This is a genomic window from Roseateles sp. (genome assembly GCF_036486225.1).
Classification (GTDB): domain Bacteria; phylum Pseudomonadota; class Gammaproteobacteria; order Burkholderiales; family Burkholderiaceae_C; genus Roseateles.
Genome location: NZ_DASVNZ010000369.1, coordinates 1 through 21,942, shown reverse-complemented (window position 1 = coordinate 21,942; position 21,942 = coordinate 1). Strand labels below are relative to the sequence as shown.

The following is a 21,942-nucleotide window of genomic DNA, read 5'->3' as shown; positions in this document are numbered from 1 at the left end:
GCGATCGGACCGTGGCGGTGCGGGTCGGGCATCGGTTCGGGTATGGGGCCTGGTTCAAGCCGGGCGCCAGACGGGCGATTCCTGGATGGCGATGCGTCGCGGCAGGACCTGCGCGCCGCTGAAGGCGTCGGCGATGCGCTGCTGCTCGGAGAGCGACTCCGGGTCGACGGCGCGGACCACGTAGCTGCGGCGCTCGTTCGCGGCGGCGACGATGGAAGGCTCGAGACCGAGCACCGGCGCATGCCACTCAGCCGCGGCGGCGGGGTTCTTCTTCACCCACTCGCCGGCGCGCTGGAGTTCGTCGTAGACGCGCTGGAGCACCTCGGGGTTCTGTTGCGCGAACGAGGTGGCCGCAAGGTAGAAGCGCCGGTAGGCCGCGATGCGCGTACCGTCGACGAGGATGCGGGCGCCGGACTGGCGCTGCACGGCGGCCAGGAAGGGATCCCACACCACCCAGGCGGCGATGGCGCCGTTCTCGAAGGCCGAGCGGCCGTCGGCCGGATTGAGGTAGGCGGGCTCGATGTCCTTGATGGACAGGCCTGCCTGGTTCAGCGCTTCCAGCAGCAGGTAGTGCGCGCCGGCGCCCTTGGCGAAGCCGATCTTCTTGCCTTTCAGCTGCGCAACGCTGGTGATCGGCGAATCCTTGCGGACCACGATGGCCTGCGCAGTGGGCGAGGGCGTCTCGATCGCGTAATAAGTGAGCTTGGCCCCGGCGGCGAGCGCGAAGGGCGGCACAGCGTCCGCAACGTCCGCGCTGAGGTCGAGCGCGCCAATGTTGAGTGCTTCCAGCAGCGGCAGGCCAGAGGTGAATTCATGCCAGCTGACATTGACCTGCTGCGGCGCGAGCGCCCTCTCCAGGAGGCCGCGCGACTTCAGGAACAGCGTCAGCGTGCTGGACTTCTGGTAGCCGATGCGCAGGGTCTTGGCGTCGGCGGCGAGCACCGGGAGCGCGGGCAGGGCGCTGGCGCCTGCGAGGGCGGCGGCCTGGGCCAGCCATTCGCGGCGGGAGGTCGAAGCGGCGGAAGAGGACATGGCGGGGGCGCTCGCAATCACGAGGAAACGGGAGATCACCGCAGCCTAGGGATCCTCGTCATGGCCTGGAACGAAGCAAAGCGAGGATCGATAAACGCCGCCGGCGTCAGGAAGGCGCCGCCTGCGCCTTCAGCCAGCCAACGGCTGGTGCGCCGACGCGCTCAGCCGGCCCGCGGCGGGTCGCGTTGGGGCGGCGTTCCGGAGGCGGGCGAGGAGGTGGCCTTGTCCTCCAAGGCCCAAGCCAGCAGCGCGGCGGTCTTCTCGTCGCCGAGATCGATCAACTGCAGGCGCGCGAGACGGATGGTTTCGATTTGCGTGAGGCTCATGGCAGCTTTCCAAGGGTTGGGAACGGTGGAAGGGCAAATCCCGGGCCAAGCGACAATACAGCCTCATGGCTGCAGAACTCTCGATCCTCTTTGTGTGCACAGGCAACATCTGTCGCTCGCCGACGGCGGAAGGGGTGCTCCGCCATCAACTGGCGGCCATGGGCCTGGCGGACCGGGTCCACGTCGACTCCGCCGGCGTCCAGGGCTGGCACGCTGGCGAGACCCCCGACGAACGCTCCCAAGACCACGCCCTAAAAAGGGGCTATGAGCTGGGCGACCAACGGGCGCGCGCGCTTCGCACCGATGATTTCGAGCGCTTCGATCTCCTGATCGCCATGGACAGTGGCCATCTGCGTGAACTCCGCCGCCGCTGCCCTGCTGCGCTGCAGCACCGGATTTCCCTGCTTCCGGGGGAGATCGAGGTACCAGATCCGTATTACGGCGGTGCGGACGGGTTCGAGCAGGTGCTCGATCTGCTGGAGTCCGGATGCGGTCGCCTGGCCCAGATCGCGGCCAGCCGCCTGGCCTGAACAGGCCCCCTCGGCCCCTGTCCGGGGTAACCCGAGCAAGCTTCTTCTTAATTGAGTAAAATGGTCGGACTTAGCCGGGGTTAACCCTGCTCCGTGAGTCGACCCGGCGTCAGCCGAGCCGCCGCCTCCATGTCTTGAGCCCAACAAGGGCGCCAAGGAGAAGTTCGATGCGTCTCACCACCAAAGGTCGTTTTGCCGTCACCGCGATGATCGATCTGGCCCTGCGCGAAAACGGCGGGCCCGTCGCGTTGGCGGCGATCAGCCAGCGCCAGCAGATCTCGTTGTCCTACCTCGAACAGCTGTTCGGCAAGCTGCGCCGCCACCAACTGGTCGAATCCACCCGCGGTCCCGGCGGCGGTTACTCGCTGGGTCGCCGCTCCGATGAGATCACCGTCGCCGACATCATCGTCGCCGTCGACGAACCCATCGACGCCACCGGCTGCGGCGGCAAGGAAAACTGCATGGGCGACGACACCGGCCGCTGCATCACGCACGACCTGTGGACGGCGCTCAACAACAAGATGATCGAGTACCTCGACTCGGTCACGCTGCGCAAGCTCGTCGACGACCAGCTCGCCAAGGGCGTCACCGTCGAGGAAGCGCCGATCAAGCGCGCCATCTCGAGCACCCCCGTCGTCAAGCCCATCCGCATCACCGCGCCGAATTCCGTGTTCGCGCTCGGCAATGCGATGAGCAAGTGATTCCGGCCCTCCGGTCCACGTCAACCATTCAGTAGTCGACAAGAAGAACGTTCCCATGGACATGACCCCGCACTTCCCCATCTACATGGACTACGGCGCCACCACGCCGGTGGACCCGCGCGTCGTCGACGCGATGATTCCGTGGCTGCGCGAGCACTTCGGCAATCCGGCGTCGCGCAGTCACGCGTGGGGCTGGGAGGCGGAAGAAGCCGTGGAGAAGGCGCGCGTGGAAGTCGCCAAGCTGATCGGCGCGGATCCGCGCGAGATCGTCTGGACCTCCGGCGCGACCGAGTCGAACAACCTCGCCATCAAGGGCGCGGCCAACTTCTACCAGTCGCGCGGCAAGCACCTGATCACGATCAAGACCGAGCACAAGGCCGTGCTCGACACGACGCGTGAGCTGGAGCGCCAGGGCTTCGAGGTCACCTACCTCGACGTCAAGGAAGACGGCCTGATCGACCTGGACGTGCTGAAGGCGGCCATCCGCCCCGACACGATCCTGATCTCGGTGATGTTCGTGAACAACGAGATCGGCGTGATCCAGGACATCCCGACCATCGGCGCGCTGTGCCGCGAGAAGGGCATCGTCTTCCACGTCGACGCCGCGCAGGCCACCGGCAAGGTCGAGATCGACCTGGCCACGCTGCCGGTCGACCTGATGAGCCTGGCTTCGCACAAGTCCTACGGCCCCAAGGGCATCGGCGCCCTGTACGTGCGTCGCAAGCCGCGCGTGCGCCTGGAAGCGCAGATGCACGGTGGCGGTCACGAGCGCGGCCTGCGTTCGGGCACGCTGCCGACGCACCAGATCGTCGGCATGGGTGAAGCCTTCCGCATCGCCCGCGAGGAGATGGCGACCGAGCTGCCCCGCATCAAGGCGCTGCAGCAGCGTCTGCTGGACGGCCTGAAGGACATCGAGCAGGTGTTCATCAACGGCGACCTGACCCGCCGCGTGCCCCACAACGTCAACGCCTCGTTCAACTATGTCGAAGGCGAGTCGCTGATCATGGGCATCAAGGGCATCGCCGTGTCGTCGGGCTCGGCCTGCACGTCCGCGAGCCTGGAACCGAGCTACGTGCTGCGCGCCCTGGGCCGCAGCGACGAGCTGGCGCATTCCTCGCTGCGCATGACGATCGGCCGCTTCACGACCGAAGAGGAAATCGACTACGCCGTCTCGCTGCTGAAGGACCGGGTCGCCAAGCTGCGCGAACTGTCCCCGCTGTGGGACATGTACAAGGAAGGCGTCGACATCAGCACCATCCAGTGGGCGGCGCATTGAGCGTCCGCTGACGGCGAAACGAACGACGCAGTTCATCAAGACAAAGTTGTTGGAGAACACGACATGGCATACAGCGACAAGGTCATCGACCACTACGAAAATCCCCGCAACGTGGGCGGCTTCGACAAGGGCGACGAGTCCGTCGGCACCGGCATGGTCGGCGCGCCGGCCTGCGGCGACGTGATGAAGCTCCAGATCAAGGTCAACCCCGCGACCGGCCTGATCGAGGACGCCAAGTTCAAGACCTACGGCTGCGGCTCGGCGATCGCGTCGAGCTCGCTGGTCACCGAGTGGGTCAAGGGCAAGACCCTGGATCAGGCGCTGTCCATCAAGAACAACCAGATCGCGGAAGAGCTGGCCCTGCCGCCGGTGAAGATCCACTGCTCGATCCTGGCGGAAGACGCGATCAAGGCCGCGGTGGACGACTACCGCGCCAAGCACGGTCAGAACGCCGACGCAGGCGCGACCGCGACGGCCTGAGGTCCATGATGTCCGTCACCCTGACCGAAGCCGCGGCGCGGCACGTCACGCGCTACATCGCCAAGCGCGGTCGTGGCGTGGGCGTGCGCCTGGGCGTGAAGACCACCGGCTGCTCCGGCCTGGCCTACAAGCTGGAGTACGCGGACGAGGTGGCCCCCGAGGACGTGATCTTCGAGGGTCATGGCGTGAAGGTGCTGATCGACCCAAAGAGCCTGCCGTACCTGGACGGCACCGAGCTGGACTTTGTCCGCGAGGGCCTGAACGAGGGCTTCAAGTTCCGCAACCCGCGTGAGAAGGACCGCTGCGGCTGCGGCGAATCCTTCCGCGTCTGAGTTCGCAAGCGAGAGAAGGCGCGGCCACGGTGCCGCGCTTTTTTGTTCGTGCGATTGATTCGGCTTCGCGCCGAGCGTGAGTTCATGAAACTCGACGACGACGACTTCATCCTCTTCGGTCTGCCGCAGCGCTTCGCGCAGGACGGCGCCGAGATCGCCGAGCGCTGGAAGGCGCTCGCGGCCAAGGTGCATCCGGACCGCTTCGCCGCCGATGGCGCGGCGTCGCAGCGCCTGGCGATGCAATGGGCGCTGCGCGTCAACGAGGCGCACCAGCGCCTGCGCGATCCGCTCAAGCGCGCGTCCTACCTCTGCGAACTGCGCGGTGCGCCTATCCAGGCCAACGAGAACACGCGGATGCCTGCGGCGTTCCTGATGGAGCAGATGGAATGGCGTGAATCGCTCGACGAGGCGAAGACGCCCGACGCAATCCTCGCCATCGACAAGCAGGTCGCCGACCGCGAACGCGCTCTGCTGGCGCAGGCCGGCCGCCAGCTCGACGACGAGGACAACGCCGCCGGCGCCGCCGAATCGGTGCGTGCACTGATGTTCCTGACGCGTTTCCGCTCGGACATCGACCATCGGCTCGACACGCTTGAGCACTCCTGAGGCCGGAACGACCACGAGCGCCCAGGATCGCCTCCTCGACATCCGAAGAACAAGACAACACACCATGGCCCTGCTGCAAATCTCCGAACCCGGCGCGTCGCCCGATCCCCATCAGCGCCGCATCGCGGTGGGTATCGATCTCGGCACGACGCATTCGCTGGTGGCGTCGGTGCGCCACGGCGTCGCCGAGTGCCTGCCGGACGACCAGGGTCGCGTGATCCTGCCGTCGGCCGTGCGCGTGATGCCGGAAGGCCGTCGCCAGTTGGGCTACGACGCGCTCGCCGCCCAGGCCGAGGATCCGGAGAACACCATCGTCTCGGTGAAGCGCTTCATGGGCCGCCGTCTCGACGACATCGCCAACCGCGACAAGCTCCCGTACCGCTTCGAGGACACGCCCGGCATGCTGAGCGTGGCCACGCGCGAAGGCCTGAAGTCGCCGGTCGAGATCAGTGCGGAGATCCTGGCCACGCTGCGCCAGCGCGCCGAAGACACCTTCAACGACGACCTGTTCGGCGCCGTGATCACGGTGCCGGCGTACTTCGACGATGCGCAGCGCCAGGCGACCAAGGACGCCGCGCAGCTCGCGGGCCTGAACGTGCTGCGCCTGATCAACGAGCCCACCGCGGCTGCGATCGCCTACGGGCTCGACACCGGCAACGAGGGCCTCTACGCCGTCTACGACCTGGGCGGCGGCACTTTCGACATCTCGCTGCTGCGCCTGACGAAGGGTGTCTTCGAAGTGGTCGCCACCGGCGGCGACGCGCAGCTCGGCGGCGATGACTTCGATCGTCTGCTGGCTGACTGGGCGCTGGCGCAGGCGGGCTTGAGCGTGAGCAGCGCAGCGGACAAGCGCCGCGTGCTGGTCGCTGCGCGCGAAGCCAAGGAATCGCTGACCGACCACGAGCGCGTGACGCTGAGTGCCGCGCTCGACGCCGGCGCGCTGAGCGTTGAAGTCTCGCGCGGCCAGTTCGACGAACTGGCCCAGCCGCTGGTCAACAAGACGCTGCTGACCGTGCGCCGCGTGCTGCGCGACGCAAAGGTCGCCGCGGACGAAGTCCAGGGCACGGTGATGGTGGGCGGCTCCACGCGCATGCCGATCGTGCGCCGCGTCGTCGGCGAGCTGTTCGGCCGCGAAGTCCTGACCGATCTGAATCCCGATGAAGTCGTCGCGCTGGGCGCCTCCGTCCAGGCCAATCAACTGGCCGGCAACAGCTCGGACGGTGAGATCCTGCTGCTGGACGTGATTCCGCTGTCGCTGGGTCTGGAGACCATGGGCGGCCTGGTCGAGCGCATCATCGAGCGCAACGCCACCATCCCCGTGGCGAAGGCGCAGGACTTCACCACCTTCAAGGACGGCCAGACCGCGCTGGCGGTGCACGTGCTGCAGGGCGAGCGCGAGCTGGTGAGCGAGTGCCGCTCGCTGGCGCGCTTCGAGCTGCGTGGCATTCCGCCGATGGTGGCCGGTGCCGCCCGCATCCGCGTGACCTTCCAGGTCGACGCCGACGGCCTGCTGAGCGTCTCCGCGCGCGAGCTGGGCTCGGGCGTCGAGGCGGCGGTGCAGGTGAAGCCGAGCTACGGCCTGTCCGACGACCAGATCGCGACGATGCTGCGCGAGGGTTTCGCCAGCGCCGAGGGCGACATGGTCGCGCGCAAGCTGCGCGAAGCGCGCGTCGACGCCGAACGCATGATCCTCGCGACCCAGTCCGCGCTGCGCGCCGACGGCGACCTGCTCAGCGACGCCGAGCGCGCCGAGATCGCCGCGCTGCAGACGGACCTGCTCGCGAAGGCGCAGGCCGACGACGCGGTCGCGGATGCCGATGCGATCACCGCCGCCGTCGAGGCGCTGGCCAAGGGCACCGAGGCCTTCGCCGCCGCGCGCATGAACCGCGGCATCCAGCAGGCCCTCACCGGCCTCAGCATCGACCAGGTCTGACCGCAAGCCGACGCCCAGCCGGACAAGCGCCGCTCGCCAGCCTCAAGGACACCTCCCCATGCCCGTCATCAAGATCCTTCCCCATCCCGAATACGCGCCCGAGGGCAAGTCGATCGAGGCCCCCTCCGGCACGACGATCTGCGAGGCGATGCTCGACAACCACATCGACATCGAGCACGCCTGCGACCAGGTCTGCGCCTGCACGACCTGCCACGTGATCGTGCGCGAGGGCTTCGCGTCGCTGTCCGAGATGGAAGAGAACGAGGAAGACATGCTGGACCGCGCCTGGGGTCTGGAGCCCAACTCGCGCCTGTCCTGCCAGGCCATCCTGTCCAACAAGGACGTGACGGTCGAGATCCCCAAGTACTCGATCAACCACGCCAAAGAGAACCATTGAGCCTTCGCCCAACGAAGCGGAACGACTGATCCCATGCGCGTCCTCGGCATCGAATCCTCCTGCGACGAAACCGGCGTGGCGCTGGTCGACGCGTCCGGCGACGACGTGCCGACGCTGCTCGCGCATGCGCTGCACAGCCAGATCACGATGCATCAGGCCTACGGCGGCGTCGTGCCCGAGCTGGCTTCGCGCGACCACATCCGCCGCGTGCTGCCGCTGACTCGCGAGGTGCTCGCGAGAGCCGGGCTGTCGCTGGCGGACGTCGACGTCGTCGCGTACACGCAGGGGCCGGGTCTTGCCGGCGCGCTGCTGGTCGGTGCCGGCGTTGCCGCGTCGCTGGGCGCCGCTCTCGATCGGCCGGTGATGGGCATCCATCACCTTGAAGGTCATCTGCTGTCGCCGTTCCTCTCGGCGGATCCGCCGGAGTTCCCGTTCGTCGCACTGCTGGTGTCCGGCGGCCACACGCAATTGATGCGCGTCGACGATGTCGGCAGCTACGAGCTGCTCGGCGAGACCATCGACGACGCCGCCGGCGAAGCCTTCGACAAGTCGGCCAAGCTGCTCGGCCTGCCGTATCCCGGCGGTCCGCATCTGTCGAAGCTGGCGGAGCAGGGGAATCCGGAGGCTTTCGCGCTGCCGCGTCCGCTCATGCACAGCGGCAAGCCGGACTTCAGCTTCGCCGGCCTGAAGACGGCGGTGTTGACGCAGGTCCGCAAGCTCGAAGCGCAACCCGGTGGGATCACCGAGCCGCAGCGCGCCGATCTCGCCGCATCGACGCAGGCGGCCATCGTCGAGGTGCTGGTCAAGAAGGCGCTGCTGGCGCTGAAGGAAACCGGCCTGAAGCGACTGGTCGTGGCGGGCGGCGTCGGCGCCAACAGGCGACTTCGCGAGCAACTGGACGCGGCCTGCGAGAAGCGCCGCGTGCGCGTCCACTATCCCGAATTGCACCTGTGCACGGACAACGGCGCCATGATCGCGCTCGCGGCCGGCCTGCGCCTGCAGCGCGACATGGCGAACCTGACGCGCGGCGGCGGCTTCGAGGTCAAGCCGCGCTGGGATCTGTCGCAACTCGTCAGCCCCGCCCAGCTGTGATGCGCTGGACGAGGAGGGCGGTGGTCGCGCTGACCGCCGTGACGGCTGTTGTTTGTGCCGCCGCTGGCGCTGCGCCCGCTCAAGCCGCTCCGGCTCCCGCGGTTGCGACCACTCCTGGGGTTCCGGCTGCGCCGATCCGCCTCGCCTTGATCGAAGGGCTCTCCGGTCCGCTCGGCAATGGCGGCGAGGCCGTGTTCCGCAACCTCGTCTGGGCAACCGAGCGCGTCAACGCGCGCGGCGGCGTGAAGCTGCCGGGTGGTGCTCGCCGGCTTGAGATCGTCCGCTTCGACAGCAAGGGCTCTGTCGAGGAATCGCTGTCCATGCTGCGTGCCGCGACGGACCAGCGCATCCCCGTGATCCTCCAGGGCAACAGCTCCGCCGTCGCAGGCGCGCTGATCGGCGCGCTCGAACGCCACAACGCCCGCGAGCCCGACCGTCGCGCGCTGTTCCTCAACTACGCGGCCGTCGATCCCGCTCTGACCGACGCCCAGTGCAGCTTCTGGCATTTCCGTTTCGACGCCCACACCGACATGCGTCTGGCGGCGTTGGTCGAGGTGATCGCCCAGGACAAGCAGCTCAAGCGCCTCTACCTGATCGGCCAGGACTACAGCTTCGGCCAGCACCTGCGCGAGCAGGCGAGGGCGATGCTGGCCGAGCGACGCCCCGACTTGCAGGTCGTCGGCGACGAACTCCATCCGCTCGGCCGAGTGAAGGACTTTCTCCCTTACGCGACCAAGATCCGCACCAGCGGCGCCCAGGCGGTGCTCACCGGCAACTGGGGCAACGACCTGACGCTGTTGATCAAGGCGGCCAAGGACATCGGGCTCGACGCGCGCTTCTACACCTTCTACGGCAATGCGCTGGGCGTGCCCGGCGTGCTGGGCGAGGCGGGCGTCGACCGCGTGCTGGCGGTGGCCGAGTGGCACCCGAACGTCGGCACCGCGGACTCGGAGCGCTTCTATGCGGCGTTCCGCCAGCGTTTCCCGAAGCCGGAGCACGACTACCTCCATGCGCGGATGCAACTCATGATCGAGATGCTGGTCGCCGCGATGGAGAAGGCCGGGGGCGTGGATCCGAAGGCGGTGGCGCTCGCGCTGGAGGGGCTCAAGCTCGACGGCCGGTCGCTCGGCGTCGCGCACCAGGGCTGGATGCGACCTGCGGATCACCAGCTGCAGCAGCCGCTGTACGTCAGCGTCATGCGCCGGGCCGGCGAGGCCGGGACACCGCACGACAACGAAGGTTCCGGCTACGGTTTCCGCACGCTGCGCTTCCTCGATGCCAGCCAGGCTGAACGGCCTTCCAGCTGCCGGATGTCGCGTCAATACTAAGATCTGCTGTTTGCAGCTATACTCCTCGGCTGTCCTGCCAGGTTCGTCCTGGCGACGGCAATCAGCACGACACGGGTCGGTTTCACCTGTGATCGCAAGTCAAACCTCGGAAACCGTCTGCGCACTTGACGCCTTCACTGGCATGCCGGCGGACCTTCCGAATCATTCCGGAACAAGGAACGCATCATGTCCAGCTTCGACCAAAACAAGGCCGAGATCGTCAAGGCCAACGCGCGCAGCGCCAACGACACCGGCTCGCCGGAAGTGCAAGTGGCCCTGCTGACCGCGCGCATCAACGAACTGACCCCCCACTTCAAGCTGCACGCCAAGGACCACCACGGCCGTCGCGGTCTGCTGAAGATGGTCAACGCGCGCAAGAGCCTGCTGTCCTACCTGAAGAAGAAGGACGCCGACCGTTACACCGCCCTGATCCAGAAGCTGGGTCTGCGCAAGTAATCGGCGCATGAAAGCAAAGAGCCTGATTGGTCTGACTCCAACAGGCTCTTTGTCGTTTCTGCGTGTTCTGCGTGCTGTCGGCCGGAGTGTTCCGGCCGGCGGCGCGACCGGTCCACGGACCGGTCACACAACGGAGGTGAACTGACGTGGCGCCGATGTGTCATTCCAAAGCGTTTGCAAAGCGTGCGCCGGCAGCAGCCGGTACCCGCAGCCGCTCTGGAATGGCATCCCGCCAAACCCAGTTTCACTCCCGGTCCTTGTGCCGCACCGTGAGCGGCGCATCCCTGAACTGAGGAGAACTCGAATGAGCATGTTCAACAAGGTCGTGAAGACCTTCCAATGGGGCCAACATCAAGTCGTGATGGAGACCGGCGAGATCGCCCGTCAATCCTCCGGCGCCGTGCTGGTGAACATCGAGGACACCGTGGTGCTGGCGACCGTCGTCGCCAAGTCCTCCCCGAAGGCGGGCCAGGACTTCTTCCCGCTGACCGTCGACTACATCGAGAAGACCTACGCCGCCGGCAAGATCCCCGGCAGCTTCTTCAAGCGTGAAGGCCGTCCGAGCGAACTCGAGACCCTGACCTCGCGCCTGATCGACCGCCCGATCCGCCCGCTGTTCCCGGAAGGCTTCTTCAACGAAGTCCAGGTCGTGATCCACACGGTGTCGCTGAACCCTGAAGTCCAGGCCGACATCGCCGCCCTGATCGCCACCAGCGCCGCGCTGGCCATCTCCGGCATCCCGTTCAACGGCCCGATCGGCGCCGCCCGCGTGGGCTACGTCAACGGCGAGTACGTGCTGAACCCGGGCAAGACCCAGCTGCTCGACTCCAAGCTGGACCTGGTCGTCGCCGGCACCGAAGCCGCCGTGCTGATGGTCGAGTCCGAAGCCGACCAGCTCAGCGAAGACATCATGCTGGGCGCCGTGACCTTCGGTCACGACCAGGGCAAGACCGCCATCGCCGCGATCAACGACCTGGTCCGCGACGCCGGCAAGCCGTCCTGGAACTGGGTTGCCCCGGCCAAGGATGAGGCCTTCATCGCCAAGGTCACCGCTCTGGCTGAAGAAGAGCTGCGCGCCGCCTACCAGATCCGTTCGAAGCAGGCCCGTACCGAAGCCTGCCGCTCGGCCTACTCGAAGGTCAAGGCCGCCCTGACGGCTGAAGGCACCGCCTTCGACGGCGTCGAAGTCGACGGCCTGCTGTTCGAGATCGAAGCCCGCATCGTGCGCGGCCAGATCCTGGCCGGCGAGCCGCGCATCGACGGCCGCGACACCCGCACCGTCCGCGCCATCGAGATCCGCAACGGCGTGCTGCCGCGCGCCCACGGCTCGTCGCTGTTCACCCGTGGCGAAACGCAGGCGCTGGTCGCCGCGACGCTGGGCACCGACCGCGACGCGCAGACCATCGACGCGCTGGCCGGCGAGTACTCCGAGCGCTTCATGCTGCACTACAACATGCCCCCGTTCGCCACCGGCGAAACCGGTCGCGTGGGCAGCCCGAAGCGTCGCGAAATCGGCCACGGCCGCCTGGCCAAGCGCGCACTCGTCGCCGTGCTGCCGACCAAGGAAGACTTCCCGTACTCGATCCGCGTGGTCTCGGAAATCACCGAGTCCAACGGCTCGTCGTCGATGGCTTCGGTCTGCGGCGGCTGCCTGTCGCTGCTGGACGCCGGCGTGCCCCTGAAGGCGCACGTCGCCGGCATCGCCATGGGCCTGATCAAGGACGCCAACCGCTTCGCCGTGCTGACCGACATCCTGGGCGATGAAGATCACCTGGGCGACATGGACTTCAAGGTGGCCGGCACGACCTCGGGCATCACCGCGCTGCAGATGGACATCAAGATCCAGGGCATCACCAAGGAAATCATGCAGGTCGCCCTGGCGCAGGCCAAGGAAGCCCGTCTGCACATCCTGGAAGCCATGGTCGGCGCCCAGGGCGAAGCCAACGCCGAGATCTCGCAGTTCGCGCCGCGTCTGTACACGATGAAGATCAATCCGGAGAAGATCCGTGACGTGATCGGCAAGGGCGGCGCGACCATCCGCGCGCTGACCGAAGAGACCGGCACGCAGATCGACATCGGCGAAGACGGCACGATCACCATCGCGTCGACCGACGGCGCCAAGGCCGAGATCGCCAAGAAGCGCATCGCCGAGATCACCGCGGAAGCCGAGATCGGCAAGGTCTACGAAGGCCCGGTCACCAAGATCCTGGACTTCGGCGCGCTGGTCAACATCCTGCCCGGCAAGGACGGCCTGCTGCACATCAGCCAGATCGCGCACCAGCGCGTCGAGAAGGTCACCGACTTCCTGAGCGAAGGTCAGATCGTCAAGGTCAAGGTGCTGGAGACCGACGAGAAGGGCCGCATCAAGCTGTCGATGAAGGCGCTGCTGGACCGCGACGCTCCGGCGCCGCACCACGGCCACGGCGAAGGCTCGGCCGAGTAATCGGTCCGCCATCCGGCACGTCACGCCACTTCAGGTCATGAAGGCGATCGCCATCACCCAGCCCGGCGGACCCGAGGTCCTGCAGCTGGTCGAGCGCGCCGACCCCGTCGCCGGGGTTGGCGAATGCTTGATCCGCGTGCAGGCCTACGGCATCAACCGTCCGGACGTGCTGCAGCGCAAGGGCGCGTATCCGGCGCCGGCCGGTGCCAGCGATCTTCCAGGTCTGGAAGTCGCGGGCACGGTCGAGTCGGGTGACGCCCAGGCGCTGGCCGCCGCCGGCCTGAAGGTCGGCGACGCGGTCTGCGCGCTGGTCGCGGGCGGCGGTTATGCCGAGCTCTGCGTCGCGCCGGTGGCCCAGTGCCTGCCGGTGCCCGCGGGCTGGAGCATGGTCGAGGCGGCGAGCCTGCCGGAAACCTTCTTCACCGTCTGGAGCAACGTCTTCGAACGCGCCCGCCTGCAGCCCGGCGAAAGCCTGCTGGTCCACGGCGGCAGCAGCGGCATCGGCGTGACGGCGATCCAGCTGGCGAAGGCGCTGGGCTCGACGGTGCTGGTCACCGTCGGCAATGCGGACAAGGCGAAGGCCTGCCTGGCGCTCGGCGCCGACGTCGCGATCAACTATCGCGACCAGGACTTCGTCGAGGAAGTGAAGGCGGCCACGAACAGTCGCGGCGTCGACGTGATCCTGGACATGGTCGCCGGCAGCTATGTCGCGCGCAACGTGCAGTGCCTGGCCGACGACGGCCGTGCCGTGATCATCGCGGTGCAGGGTGGCGTGAAGGCGGAGTTCGATGCGGGTCAGGTCTTGCGCCGCCGGCTGACGATCACCGGCTCCACGCTGCGTCCGCGTCCGATCGCCTTCAAGGCCGGCATCGCCCGCGCGCTGCGCGAGCGCGTGTGGCCGCTGCTCGAGTCGCGGACGATCTCGCCGGTGATCTTCAGGCAGTTGCCCGCGTCGGAAGCCGCCGCGGCGCATGCGCTGATGGAATCGGGCGAGCACGTCGGCAAGATCGTGCTGAGCTGGTGAGCGGTCCGCTCATCCGCAGGATTTTTCGGATTCAAGGGAGTTGATCTGATGCGCAAGAAACTGGTGGTCGGCAACTGGAAGATGCACGGCACCCGTGCGTCCAACGCCGTGCTGCTGGCGGGCCTCAAGGAAGCGGGTCCGTGGAACGCCCAGGTCGCCGTGTGCGTGCCGTTCCCGTACATCACGGACACGGCGCTCGGGCTGACGGGCACGCAGCTCGCGTACGGTTCGCAGGACGTGTCCACGCACGAGCAGGGCGCCTACACCGGCGAGGTGTCGTCGGCCATGCTGGCGGACCTGGGTTGCCGCTACGCCATCGTCGGCCACTCGGAGCGCCGCGCGTACCACGCCGAAAGCGACCAACTGGTCGCCGACAAGGCCAAGGCCGCGCTGGCGCACGGCGTCACGCCGATCGTCTGCGTCGGCGAGACGCTGGCGGAGCGCGAAGCGGGTCGCACCGAGGAAGTCGTCAAGCGCCAGCTCGCGGCGGTCATCCACACGCTGACGCACTGCATCGGCGAGATCGTGGTGGCCTACGAGCCGGTCTGGGCGATCGGCACGGGCCTGACGGCCACGCCGGAGCAGGCCCAGCAGGTCCATGCGCTGCTGCGTCAGCAGCTGCGCGCGGCCACGCAGAAGGCCGATCAGATGCAGATCCTGTACGGCGGCAGCGTCAAGCCCGACAACGCCCCCCAACTGTTTGCGCAGCCGGACATCGATGGCGGCCTCATCGGAGGCGCCGCGCTGAAGGCGGTTGATTTCGCGGCGATCTGCCGCGCCGCCGGCTGAAGCCCGGCGTTCAAGGTTCCTGGAGAAATAGCAATGCAAGTGATGATGAATCTGGTGCTGGTGCTGCAACTGATTGCAGCCCTGGCAATGATCGGCCTGGTGCTGGTGCAGCACGGCAAGGGTGCCGACATGGGCGCGTCGTTCGGCAGCGGTGCCTCGGGCTCGCTGTTCGGCGCCACCGGCAGCGCGAACTTCCTGTCGCGCTCGACGGCCGTCGCGGCGACCATCTTCTTCGTGTCCACGCTGGCGCTGGCCTACATGGGCAGCCACCGCGAAGGCGGCATCGGTTCGGGTCCGTCGGCGGGCGAGCAACTGCTCGAACGCGCCGCCGTGCCGTCGGCACCGGCCTCGGCCGCGGTGCTGCCGGGCGCCTCGATCGCTCCCCAAGCCGCGCCTTCGGCCGCTGCTTCCGGCGCGTCGAACTGACAGGGCTGGGCGGCAAGCACAAGCACCTCGACAAAATTGCTTTGGTTTCCTTTTGGAGCTTGAAAAGCACTATAGAATTCGAGGCTGTCTGAAGCGCAAACCGTCAAGACAAGATCACTGAAAGGTGATCACAAGCCGACGTGGTGAAATTGGTAGACACGCTATCTTGAGGGGGTAGTGGCGAAAGCTGTGCGAGTTCGAGTCTCGCCGTCGGCACCAGAATAAATCGGCCTGCCATGGTCTTCGCGATCTAGCCGGAAAGCCGGATCGACAAGCGATCAAGCAGGTTGAGGACTCGGGAAATTCCAGCGCACAACAGGTGTGCGAATTTCCAGAGGACAAGGCGGGCGCGGTCCGTGAGCGATTGGATAATCGCTGGCGGCGCGCCCGTTGCTTTTGCCGAATCGTTGGTCGGCCCTGGCCTGCCAATCTTCGGTGACACGCCGGGAAATGGTGTTGCCGCTCAAGGTCGGCAGTATCTAATCCCGGCCATACAACGAGAGCAAGTCGTGAGCCTGGAACAATACCTGCCCGTCATCCTTTTCATCCTGGTCGGTTGCGGAGTGGGTATCGCTCCTCAAGTGCTGGGCTTCCTGGCGGGCCCGCGTCGCCCTGACGCGGCAAAGAACAGCCCCTACGAATGCGGCTTCGAGGCCTTCGAGGACGCGCGCATGAAGTTCGACGTGCGCTACTACCTCGTCGCCATCCTCTTCATCCTCTTCGATCTGGAAATCGCCTTCCTGTTCCCGTGGGCGGTCTCGCTGCGCGAGATCGGTCCGACGGGCTTCTGGGCGATGATGATCTTCCTGGGCATCCTGGTCGTGGGCTTTGCCTACGAATGGAAGAAGGGCGCGCTCGACTGGGAGTGACGACCCGATGGGCGGATCCGCGATGACGCGCCGGATCCGCGAACGCTTCAGGACACGGCGCCCGTTCAGGGCGCGTGTCCGTTAGGGAAGGGCAACGCGTCAACGTGGCGTTAGCGTGGCTTTCACGCAGCGACCGCCGTCCGACGTGCCTTCTCCGCTGATCTCGAAAGATGGGAATTCGATATGGGTAACGAAGGCGTAATGAAGGAAGGTTTCATGACCACCCAGCTGGACAAGCTGGTGAACTGGTCCAAGACCGGTTCGTTGTGGCCGATGACCTTCGGTCTTGCCTGCTGCGCGGTCGAGATGATGCATGCGGGCGCCGCCCGCTACGACATCGACCGCTTCGGCATGCTGTTCCGTCCCAGCCCGCGCCAGTCCGACCTGATGATCGTGGCCGGCACGCTGTGCAACAAGATGGCGCCGGCGCTGCGCAAGGTCTACGACCAGATGGCCGAACCGCGCTGGGTGCTCTCGATGGGCAGCTGCGCCAACGGCGGCGGCTACTACCACTACAGCTATTCGGTGGTCCGCGGCTGCGACCGCATCGTCCCGGTCGACGTCTATGTCCCGGGCTGTCCGCCGACCGCCGAGGCGCTGCTCTACGGCATCCTGCAGCTGCAGGCCAAGATCCGCCGCGAGAACACCATCGCTCGCTGAGCAGAAGCAGGTTGACCTCATGACCCTCAAACTCGACACCCTGCAGGCGGCCCTGCACAGCGTGCTGGGCGACCAGATCGTCGCGTTCAAGCGCGAGCTGGGCGAAATCACGATCACCGTCGCGGCCAAGGACTACTTCAACGTCGCCAAGCTGCTGCGCGACCACTCGGAGCTGCGCTTCGAGCAGCTGATCGACCTGTGCGGCGTGGACTACTCCGCCTACAAGGACGGCGCCTACGAGGGCGCGCGCTTCGCCGTCGTCACCCACCTGCTGTCGATCAACAAGAACTGGCGCCTGCGCCTGAAGGTCTTCGCGCCGGAAGACGACTTCCCGTCGGTCGCCGCCGTGACGCCGATCTGGAACGCCGCCAACTGGTTCGAGCGCGAAGCCTTCGACATGTACGGGATCATCTTCGAAGGCCATGAAGACCTTCGTCGCATCCTGACCGACTACGGTTTCATCGGCCACCCGATGCGCAAGGACTTCCCGGTGACGGGCCATGTCGAGATGCGTTACGACCCCGAGCAGAAACGCGTGATCTACCAGCCGGTGACCATCGAGCCGCGCGAGATCACGCCGCGCGTGATCCGCGAAGACAACTACGGGGGCCTGTGAGCATGCCAGCCGAAATCAAGAACTACACCCTGAACTTCGGCCCGCAGCATCCGGCCGCGCACGGCGTGCTGCGCCTGGTGCTGGAGCTGGACGGGGAAGTGATCCAGCGCGCCGACCCCCACCTCGGCCTGCTGCACCGCGCCACCGAGAAGCTGGCCGAGACCAAGACCTTCATCCAGTCGCTGCCCTACATGGACCGCCTCGACTACGTGTCGATGATGTCCAACGAGCACGCGTACTGCCTGGCCATCGAGAAGATGCTCGGCCTGGAAGTGCCGGAGCGCGCGCAGTACATCCGCGTGATGTTCGGCGAGCTGACCCGCATCCTGAACCACCTGCTCTGGCTGGGCGCGCACGGCATCGACTGCGGCGCGATGAACATCCTCATCTACTGCTTCCGCGAGCGTGAGGACATCTTCGACATGTACGAGGCGGTCTCGGGCGCGCGCATGCACGCGGCCTATTTCCGTCCGGGCGGCGTGTACCGCGACCTGCCGGACTCGATGCCGCAGTACAAGGTCAGCAAGATCAAGAACCAGAAGGCCATCGACAAGCTCAACGAGAACCGCCAGGGCTCGCTGCTGGACTTCATCGAGGACTTCTGCAACCGCTTCCCGGCCAACGTCGACGACTACGAGACGCTGCTGACCGACAACCGCATCTGGAAGCAGCGCACGGTCGGCATCGGCGTGGTCACGCCCGAGCGCGCGCTCAACCTGGGCCTGACCGGCCCGATGCTGCGCGGCTCCGGCATCGCGTGGGACACGCGCAAGACGCAGCCCTACGACGTCTACGGCAAGATGGACTTCGACATCCCGGTCGGCACCAACGGCGATACCTACGACCGCTACTGCGTGCGCGTCGAGGAGATGCGCCAGTCCAACCGCATCGTGCAGCAGTGCGTGAAGTGGCTCAAGGCGAATCCGGGTCCGGTCATCACCGACAACCACAAGGTCGCTCCTCCGAGCCGCGTGGCGATGAAGACCAGCATGGAAGAGCTGATCCACCACTTCAAGCTGTTCACCGAAGGTTTCCGCGTCCCCGAGGGCGAGGCCTACGCATCGGTCGAGCACCCGAAGGGCGAGTTCGGCATCTACCTGATCAGCGACGGCGCCAACAAGCCGTACCGGCTGAAGATCCGCGCGCCGGGTTATTCGCATCTGGCCGCGCTGGACGAGATGGCCCGCGGACACATGATTGCCGACGCGGTGGCCGTGATCGGCACGATGGACATCGTGTTCGGTGAAATTGACCGTTGAGTGGTGACCGCATGAGCAGCACTGAAATTGTGAGCACCGGGTTCGTGTTGAGCGAGGCCACCGCGGCCCGCTTCGCGCGCGAAGTCGCGAAGTACCCGGCCGAGCAGGCGCAGTCGGCCGTGATGGCCTGCCTGTCCATCGTCCAGCAGGAGCAGGGCTTCGTGTCCCGCGAGGCGGAAGACGCGATCGCGCAGTACCTCGGCATGCCGGCGATCGCCGTCTACGAGGTCACGACCTTCTACAACATGTACAACCAGCGCAAGCTGGGCCTGTTCAAGCTGAACGTCTGCACCAACCTGCCGTGCCAGCTGCGCGACGGCCAGAAGGCGCTGGACCACCTGTGCTCGAAGCTGGGCGTCGAGGCCGGCGGCACGACCGCCGACGGCGTCTTCACCGTGCAACAGAGCGAGTGCCTGGGCGCTTGCGCCGACTCACCGGTGATGCTGGTCAACGACCGCCAGATGCTCAGCTTCATGAGCACCGAGCGTCTGGACGAGCTGGTGGAGGCTCTGAGAGCCCACCACGCGGCCAACAAGAACTGAGGGACCTGGACGATGACCAACATCGCGAACATCGACCTCTCGAAGTGGCAGGCCACGGGTGCCGAGACCTGCTTCCACGACCGCAACATCTCCCCGCAGATCTACGCGGGCCTCGATGGCAAGAACTGGTCGCTGAAGGACTACGAAGCGCGCGGCGGCTACCAGGCCCTGCGCAAGATCCTCGCCCAGGGCGAGGGTCAGGGCATGACCTCCGACCAGGTCATCGCCGAAGTGAAGGCCTCCGGCCTGCGCGGCCGCGGCGGCGCGGGTTTCCCGACCGGCCTGAAGTGGAGCTTCATGCCGCGCCAGTTCCCGGGTGCGAAGTACCTGGTCTGCAACAGCGACGAGGGTGAGCCCGGGACCTGCAAGGACCGCGACATCCTGATGTTCAACCCGCACATCGTCATCGAAGGCATGGCGATCGCGGCGTTCGCGATGGGCATCAAGGTCGGCTACAACTACATCCACGGCGAGATCTTCGAGGTGTACGAACGCTTCGAAGCCGCGCTGGAAGAGGCCCGCGCGGCCGGCTACCTGGGCGACAACATCCTGGGCAGCAACTTCAGCTTCCAGCTGCACGGCCACCACGGCTTCGGCGCCTACATCTGCGGCGAGGAAACCGCGCTGCTGGAATCGCTCGAAGGCAAGAAGGGCCAGCCGCGCTTCAAGCCGCCGTTCCCGGCCTCGTTCGGCCTGTACGGCAAGCCGACCACCATCAACAACACCGAGACCTTCGCGGCGGTGCCCTGGATCATCCGCAACGGCGGCCAGGCCTACCTCGAAGTCGGCAAGCCCAACAACGGCGGCACCAAGATCTTCTCGATCTCCGGCGACGTCGAGCGTCCGGGCAACTACGAGATCCCGCTGGGCACCTCGTTCGAGAAGCTGCTCGAGCTCGCCGGCGGCGTGCGCGGCGGCCGCAAGCTCAAGGCGGTCATCCCCGGCGGCTCGTCCGCCCCGGTGCTGCCGGCCGACGTCATGATGCAGTGCACGATGGACTATGACTCCATCGCCAAGAACGGCTCCATGCTGGGCTCGGGCGCGGTCATCGTGATGGACGAGACCCGCTGCATGGTCACCAGCCTGCTGCGCCTGTCCTACTTCTACGCGCACGAGTCCTGCGGCCAGTGCACGCCCTGCCGCGAAGGCACGGGCTGGATGCACCGCGTGATCGAGCGCATCGCCCACGGCAAGGGCCGCGTCGAGGACATCGACCTGCTGAACTCCGTGGCCGACAACATCCAGGGCCGCACCATCTGCGCGCTGGGCGACGCCGCGGCGATGCCGGTGCGCGCGATGCTGAAGCACTTCAAGGGCGAGTTCATCGCGATGATCGAACAGGCCCAGCAGAACAAGGCGCCTGCCGCGTCGTCCCCGTCCGCCACGGCGAAGTCGCCGGCGCACGCCTGATCGGAGCCGCTGAGAAGAACTATGGTTGAAATCGAACTCGACGGCCAGAAGGTCGAAGTGCCCGAAGGCAGCATGGTGATGCATGCCGCCGAGAAGGCCGGCGCATACATCCCGCACTTCTGCTATCACAAGAAGCTGAGCATCGCGGCCAACTGCCGCATGTGCCTGGTGGACGTGGAGAAGGCGCCCAAGCCGCTGCCCGCCTGTGCCACGCCGGTGACGCAGGGCATGATCGTGCGCACCAAGAGCGAGAAAGCCATCAAGGCCCAGCAGGGCGTGATGGAGTTCCTGCTGATCAATCACCCGCTGGACTGCCCCATCTGCGACCAGGGCGGCGAATGCCAGCTGCAGGATCTGGCCGTCGGTTACGGCGCCAGCGCCTCGCGCTACTCGGAAGAGAAGCGCGTGGTGTTCCACAAGAACGTCGGCCCACTGATCTCGATGGAAGAGATGAGCCGCTGCATCCACTACACCCGCTGCGTCCGCTTCGGCCAGGAGATCTCCGGCGTGATGGAACTGGGCATGGCGCACCGCGGCGAGCACAGCGAGATCCAGACCTTCGTCGGCCGCACCGTGGACTCGGAGCTGTCGGGCAACATGATCGACATCTGCCCGGTGGGCGCGCTGACCAGCAAGCCCTTCCGCTACAGCGCCCGCACCTGGGAACTGTCGCGCCGCAAGAGCGTCAGCCCGCATGACTCGACCGGCGCGAACCTGATCGTCCAGGTCAAGAACAACGAAGTGATGCGCGTCGTCCCGCTGGAGAACGAAGCCGTCAACGAGTGCTGGATCGCCGACCGCGACCGCTTCTCCTACGAGGGCCTGACCTCCGAAGAACGCCTGACCAAGCCGATGCTGAAGCAGGGCGGCGAGTGGAAGGAAGTTGAATGGCAAGTCGCGCTGGAATACGTGGCGCACGGCCTGAAGAACATCAAGCACGAACACGGTGCGGATACGCTGGCTGCCTACGGCACCGCGCACTCCACCGTGGAAGAACTGGCGCTGCTGAAGAAGCTGATGCACGGCGTGGGTTCCGAGAACGTGGACTTCCGCCTGCGCCAGAGCGATTTCGCGCTGGACGGCGAAGTGAAGCCATGGCTGGGCATGCCGATCGCTGAACTGAGCACGCTGCAACGCGTGTTCGTGGTCGGTTCCTTCCTGCGCAAGGACCACCCGCTGTTCGCGACCCGCATCCGTGCGGCCGTGAAGGCTGGCGGCCAGCTGTCCGTGCTGCATGCGTCGAACGACGAAAACCTGATCAACACCGCCAACAAGATCATCGCTGCGCCGTCCGACTGGCTGGCAGCGCTGTCCGGCGTGGTTGCCGCCGTGGCGAAAGCCAAGGGCGTTGCCGCTCCTGCCGGCTTCGAAGGCGCTGCGGTTTCCGCCCAAGCTGAAGCAGTTGCTGCTTCGCT

General features: G+C 66.6%; 24 protein-coding genes and 1 tRNA gene. 23 read left to right on the top strand and 2 right to left on the bottom strand.

Features of this window, described 5'->3' with window-relative positions; genetic code table 11:
* Positions 1-54: 54 nt before the first annotated feature.
* Together VF536_RS24205 and VF536_RS24200 are read right to left on the bottom strand one after the other, a co-directional pair.
* Positions 55-1,032 carry an aliphatic sulfonate ABC transporter substrate-binding protein gene (locus VF536_RS24205; protein ID WP_331617480.1) on the bottom strand — a complete coding sequence of 326 codons (978 nt, stop codon included), beginning with the start codon at positions 1,030-1,032 and terminating at the stop codon, positions 55-57.
* 161 nt (positions 1,033-1,193) lie between these two features.
* Complete coding sequence (locus VF536_RS24200; RefSeq protein WP_331617478.1) at positions 1,194-1,358, bottom strand: hypothetical protein; 165 nt, start codon at positions 1,356-1,358, stop codon at positions 1,194-1,196.
* 65 nt (positions 1,359-1,423) lie between these two features.
* On the opposite strand from VF536_RS24200, the gene VF536_RS24195 reads away from it, so the two are divergent.
* The 23 genes from VF536_RS24195 to nuoG all read left to right on the top strand — a co-directional run.
* On the top strand, positions 1,424-1,888 hold the full coding sequence (locus VF536_RS24195; RefSeq protein ID WP_331617477.1) for a low molecular weight protein-tyrosine-phosphatase: 465 nt from the start codon (positions 1,424-1,426) through the stop codon (positions 1,886-1,888).
* Between the two features lie 167 nt (positions 1,889-2,055).
* Positions 2,056-2,589 carry a Fe-S cluster assembly transcription factor gene (locus tag VF536_RS24190; RefSeq protein ID WP_067273486.1) on the top strand — a complete coding sequence of 178 codons (534 nt, stop codon included), beginning with the start codon at positions 2,056-2,058 and terminating at the stop codon, positions 2,587-2,589.
* A gap of 55 nt (positions 2,590-2,644) precedes the next feature.
* Entirely contained in the window at positions 2,645-3,865 is a 1,221-nt protein-coding gene (locus VF536_RS24185; RefSeq protein WP_331617475.1) for an IscS subfamily cysteine desulfurase, read from the top strand.
* 63 nt (positions 3,866-3,928) lie between these two features.
* A complete protein-coding gene (iscU, locus tag VF536_RS24180) occupies positions 3,929-4,345 on the top strand; it encodes a Fe-S cluster assembly scaffold IscU (RefSeq protein WP_088407462.1) in 417 nt (138 codons plus the stop codon).
* Positions 4,346-4,353: 8 nt separating this feature from the next.
* Positions 4,354-4,677, top strand: coding sequence for an iron-sulfur cluster assembly protein IscA (gene iscA, locus VF536_RS24175; protein WP_067282339.1), 324 nt, complete (start codon positions 4,354-4,356; stop codon positions 4,675-4,677).
* A gap of 84 nt (positions 4,678-4,761) precedes the next feature.
* Complete coding sequence (hscB, locus tag VF536_RS24170; protein ID WP_088407461.1) at positions 4,762-5,283, top strand: Fe-S protein assembly co-chaperone HscB; 522 nt, start codon at positions 4,762-4,764, stop codon at positions 5,281-5,283.
* Between the two features lie 64 nt (positions 5,284-5,347).
* Positions 5,348-7,216 carry a Fe-S protein assembly chaperone HscA gene (gene hscA, locus VF536_RS24165; protein ID WP_331617473.1) on the top strand — a complete coding sequence of 623 codons (1,869 nt, stop codon included), beginning with the start codon at positions 5,348-5,350 and terminating at the stop codon, positions 7,214-7,216.
* 58 nt (positions 7,217-7,274) lie between these two features.
* The gene (gene fdx / locus VF536_RS24160; protein ID WP_067273474.1) at positions 7,275-7,613 is read left to right on the top strand and encodes an ISC system 2Fe-2S type ferredoxin; all 339 of its coding nucleotides are present in this window, start codon (positions 7,275-7,277) and stop codon (positions 7,611-7,613) included.
* Positions 7,614-7,646: 33 nt separating this feature from the next.
* Positions 7,647-8,705 (top strand): tRNA (adenosine(37)-N6)-threonylcarbamoyltransferase complex transferase subunit TsaD, encoded by a 1,059-nt coding sequence (tsaD, locus tag VF536_RS24155; protein ID WP_331617470.1) that lies wholly within the window; start codon positions 7,647-7,649, stop codon positions 8,703-8,705.
* Positions 8,705-10,033: a branched-chain amino acid ABC transporter substrate-binding protein gene (locus VF536_RS24150; RefSeq protein ID WP_331617469.1), complete on the top strand. Its 1,329-nt coding sequence runs from the start codon at positions 8,705-8,707 to the stop codon at positions 10,031-10,033. Before tsaD ends, VF536_RS24150 begins: the two co-directional genes overlap by 1 nt.
* Before the next feature lie 186 nt (positions 10,034-10,219).
* A complete protein-coding gene (rpsO, locus tag VF536_RS24145) occupies positions 10,220-10,489 on the top strand; it encodes a 30S ribosomal protein S15 (RefSeq protein WP_067273461.1) in 270 nt (89 codons plus the stop codon).
* Between the two features lie 304 nt (positions 10,490-10,793).
* Complete coding sequence (gene pnp, locus VF536_RS24140) at positions 10,794-12,932, top strand: polyribonucleotide nucleotidyltransferase (protein WP_331617468.1); 2,139 nt, start codon at positions 10,794-10,796, stop codon at positions 12,930-12,932.
* Between the two features lie 37 nt (positions 12,933-12,969).
* Complete coding sequence (locus tag VF536_RS24135; RefSeq protein WP_331617466.1) at positions 12,970-13,956, top strand: NAD(P)H-quinone oxidoreductase; 987 nt, start codon at positions 12,970-12,972, stop codon at positions 13,954-13,956.
* 48 nt (positions 13,957-14,004) lie between these two features.
* Positions 14,005-14,745, top strand: coding sequence for a triose-phosphate isomerase (gene tpiA, locus VF536_RS24130; RefSeq protein WP_331617464.1), 741 nt, complete (start codon positions 14,005-14,007; stop codon positions 14,743-14,745).
* Positions 14,746-14,778: 33 nt separating this feature from the next.
* Positions 14,779-15,171, top strand: coding sequence for a preprotein translocase subunit SecG (gene secG, locus VF536_RS24125; RefSeq protein WP_088407454.1), 393 nt, complete (start codon positions 14,779-14,781; stop codon positions 15,169-15,171).
* Positions 15,172-15,305: 134 nt separating this feature from the next.
* A tRNA-Leu gene (locus VF536_RS24120) sits at positions 15,306-15,390 on the top strand.
* A gap of 290 nt (positions 15,391-15,680) precedes the next feature.
* On the top strand, positions 15,681-16,040 hold the full coding sequence (locus tag VF536_RS24115; protein WP_088407453.1) for an NADH-quinone oxidoreductase subunit A: 360 nt from the start codon (positions 15,681-15,683) through the stop codon (positions 16,038-16,040).
* Positions 16,041-16,223: 183 nt separating this feature from the next.
* Positions 16,224-16,700: a NuoB/complex I 20 kDa subunit family protein gene (locus tag VF536_RS24110; RefSeq protein ID WP_067273441.1), complete on the top strand. Its 477-nt coding sequence runs from the start codon at positions 16,224-16,226 to the stop codon at positions 16,698-16,700.
* Positions 16,701-16,719: 19 nt separating this feature from the next.
* Positions 16,720-17,316, top strand: a complete 597-nt coding sequence (locus VF536_RS24105) for an NADH-quinone oxidoreductase subunit C (protein ID WP_331617463.1) — start codon at positions 16,720-16,722, stop codon at positions 17,314-17,316.
* A gap of 2 nt (positions 17,317-17,318) precedes the next feature.
* Positions 17,319-18,575, top strand: coding sequence for an NADH-quinone oxidoreductase subunit D (locus VF536_RS24100; RefSeq protein WP_331617462.1), 1,257 nt, complete (start codon positions 17,319-17,321; stop codon positions 18,573-18,575).
* Between the two features lie 11 nt (positions 18,576-18,586).
* Positions 18,587-19,117 carry an NAD(P)H-dependent oxidoreductase subunit E gene (nuoE, locus tag VF536_RS24095; protein WP_331617461.1) on the top strand — a complete coding sequence of 177 codons (531 nt, stop codon included), beginning with the start codon at positions 18,587-18,589 and terminating at the stop codon, positions 19,115-19,117.
* A 12-nt stretch (positions 19,118-19,129) separates the two neighbouring features.
* Positions 19,130-20,527: an NADH-quinone oxidoreductase subunit NuoF gene (gene nuoF / locus VF536_RS24090; protein ID WP_331617459.1), complete on the top strand. Its 1,398-nt coding sequence runs from the start codon at positions 19,130-19,132 to the stop codon at positions 20,525-20,527.
* Positions 20,528-20,548: 21 nt separating this feature from the next.
* A partial coding sequence (gene nuoG, locus VF536_RS24085) for an NADH-quinone oxidoreductase subunit NuoG (RefSeq protein ID WP_331617458.1) occupies positions 20,549-21,942 on the top strand: 1,394 nt, incomplete at its 3' end.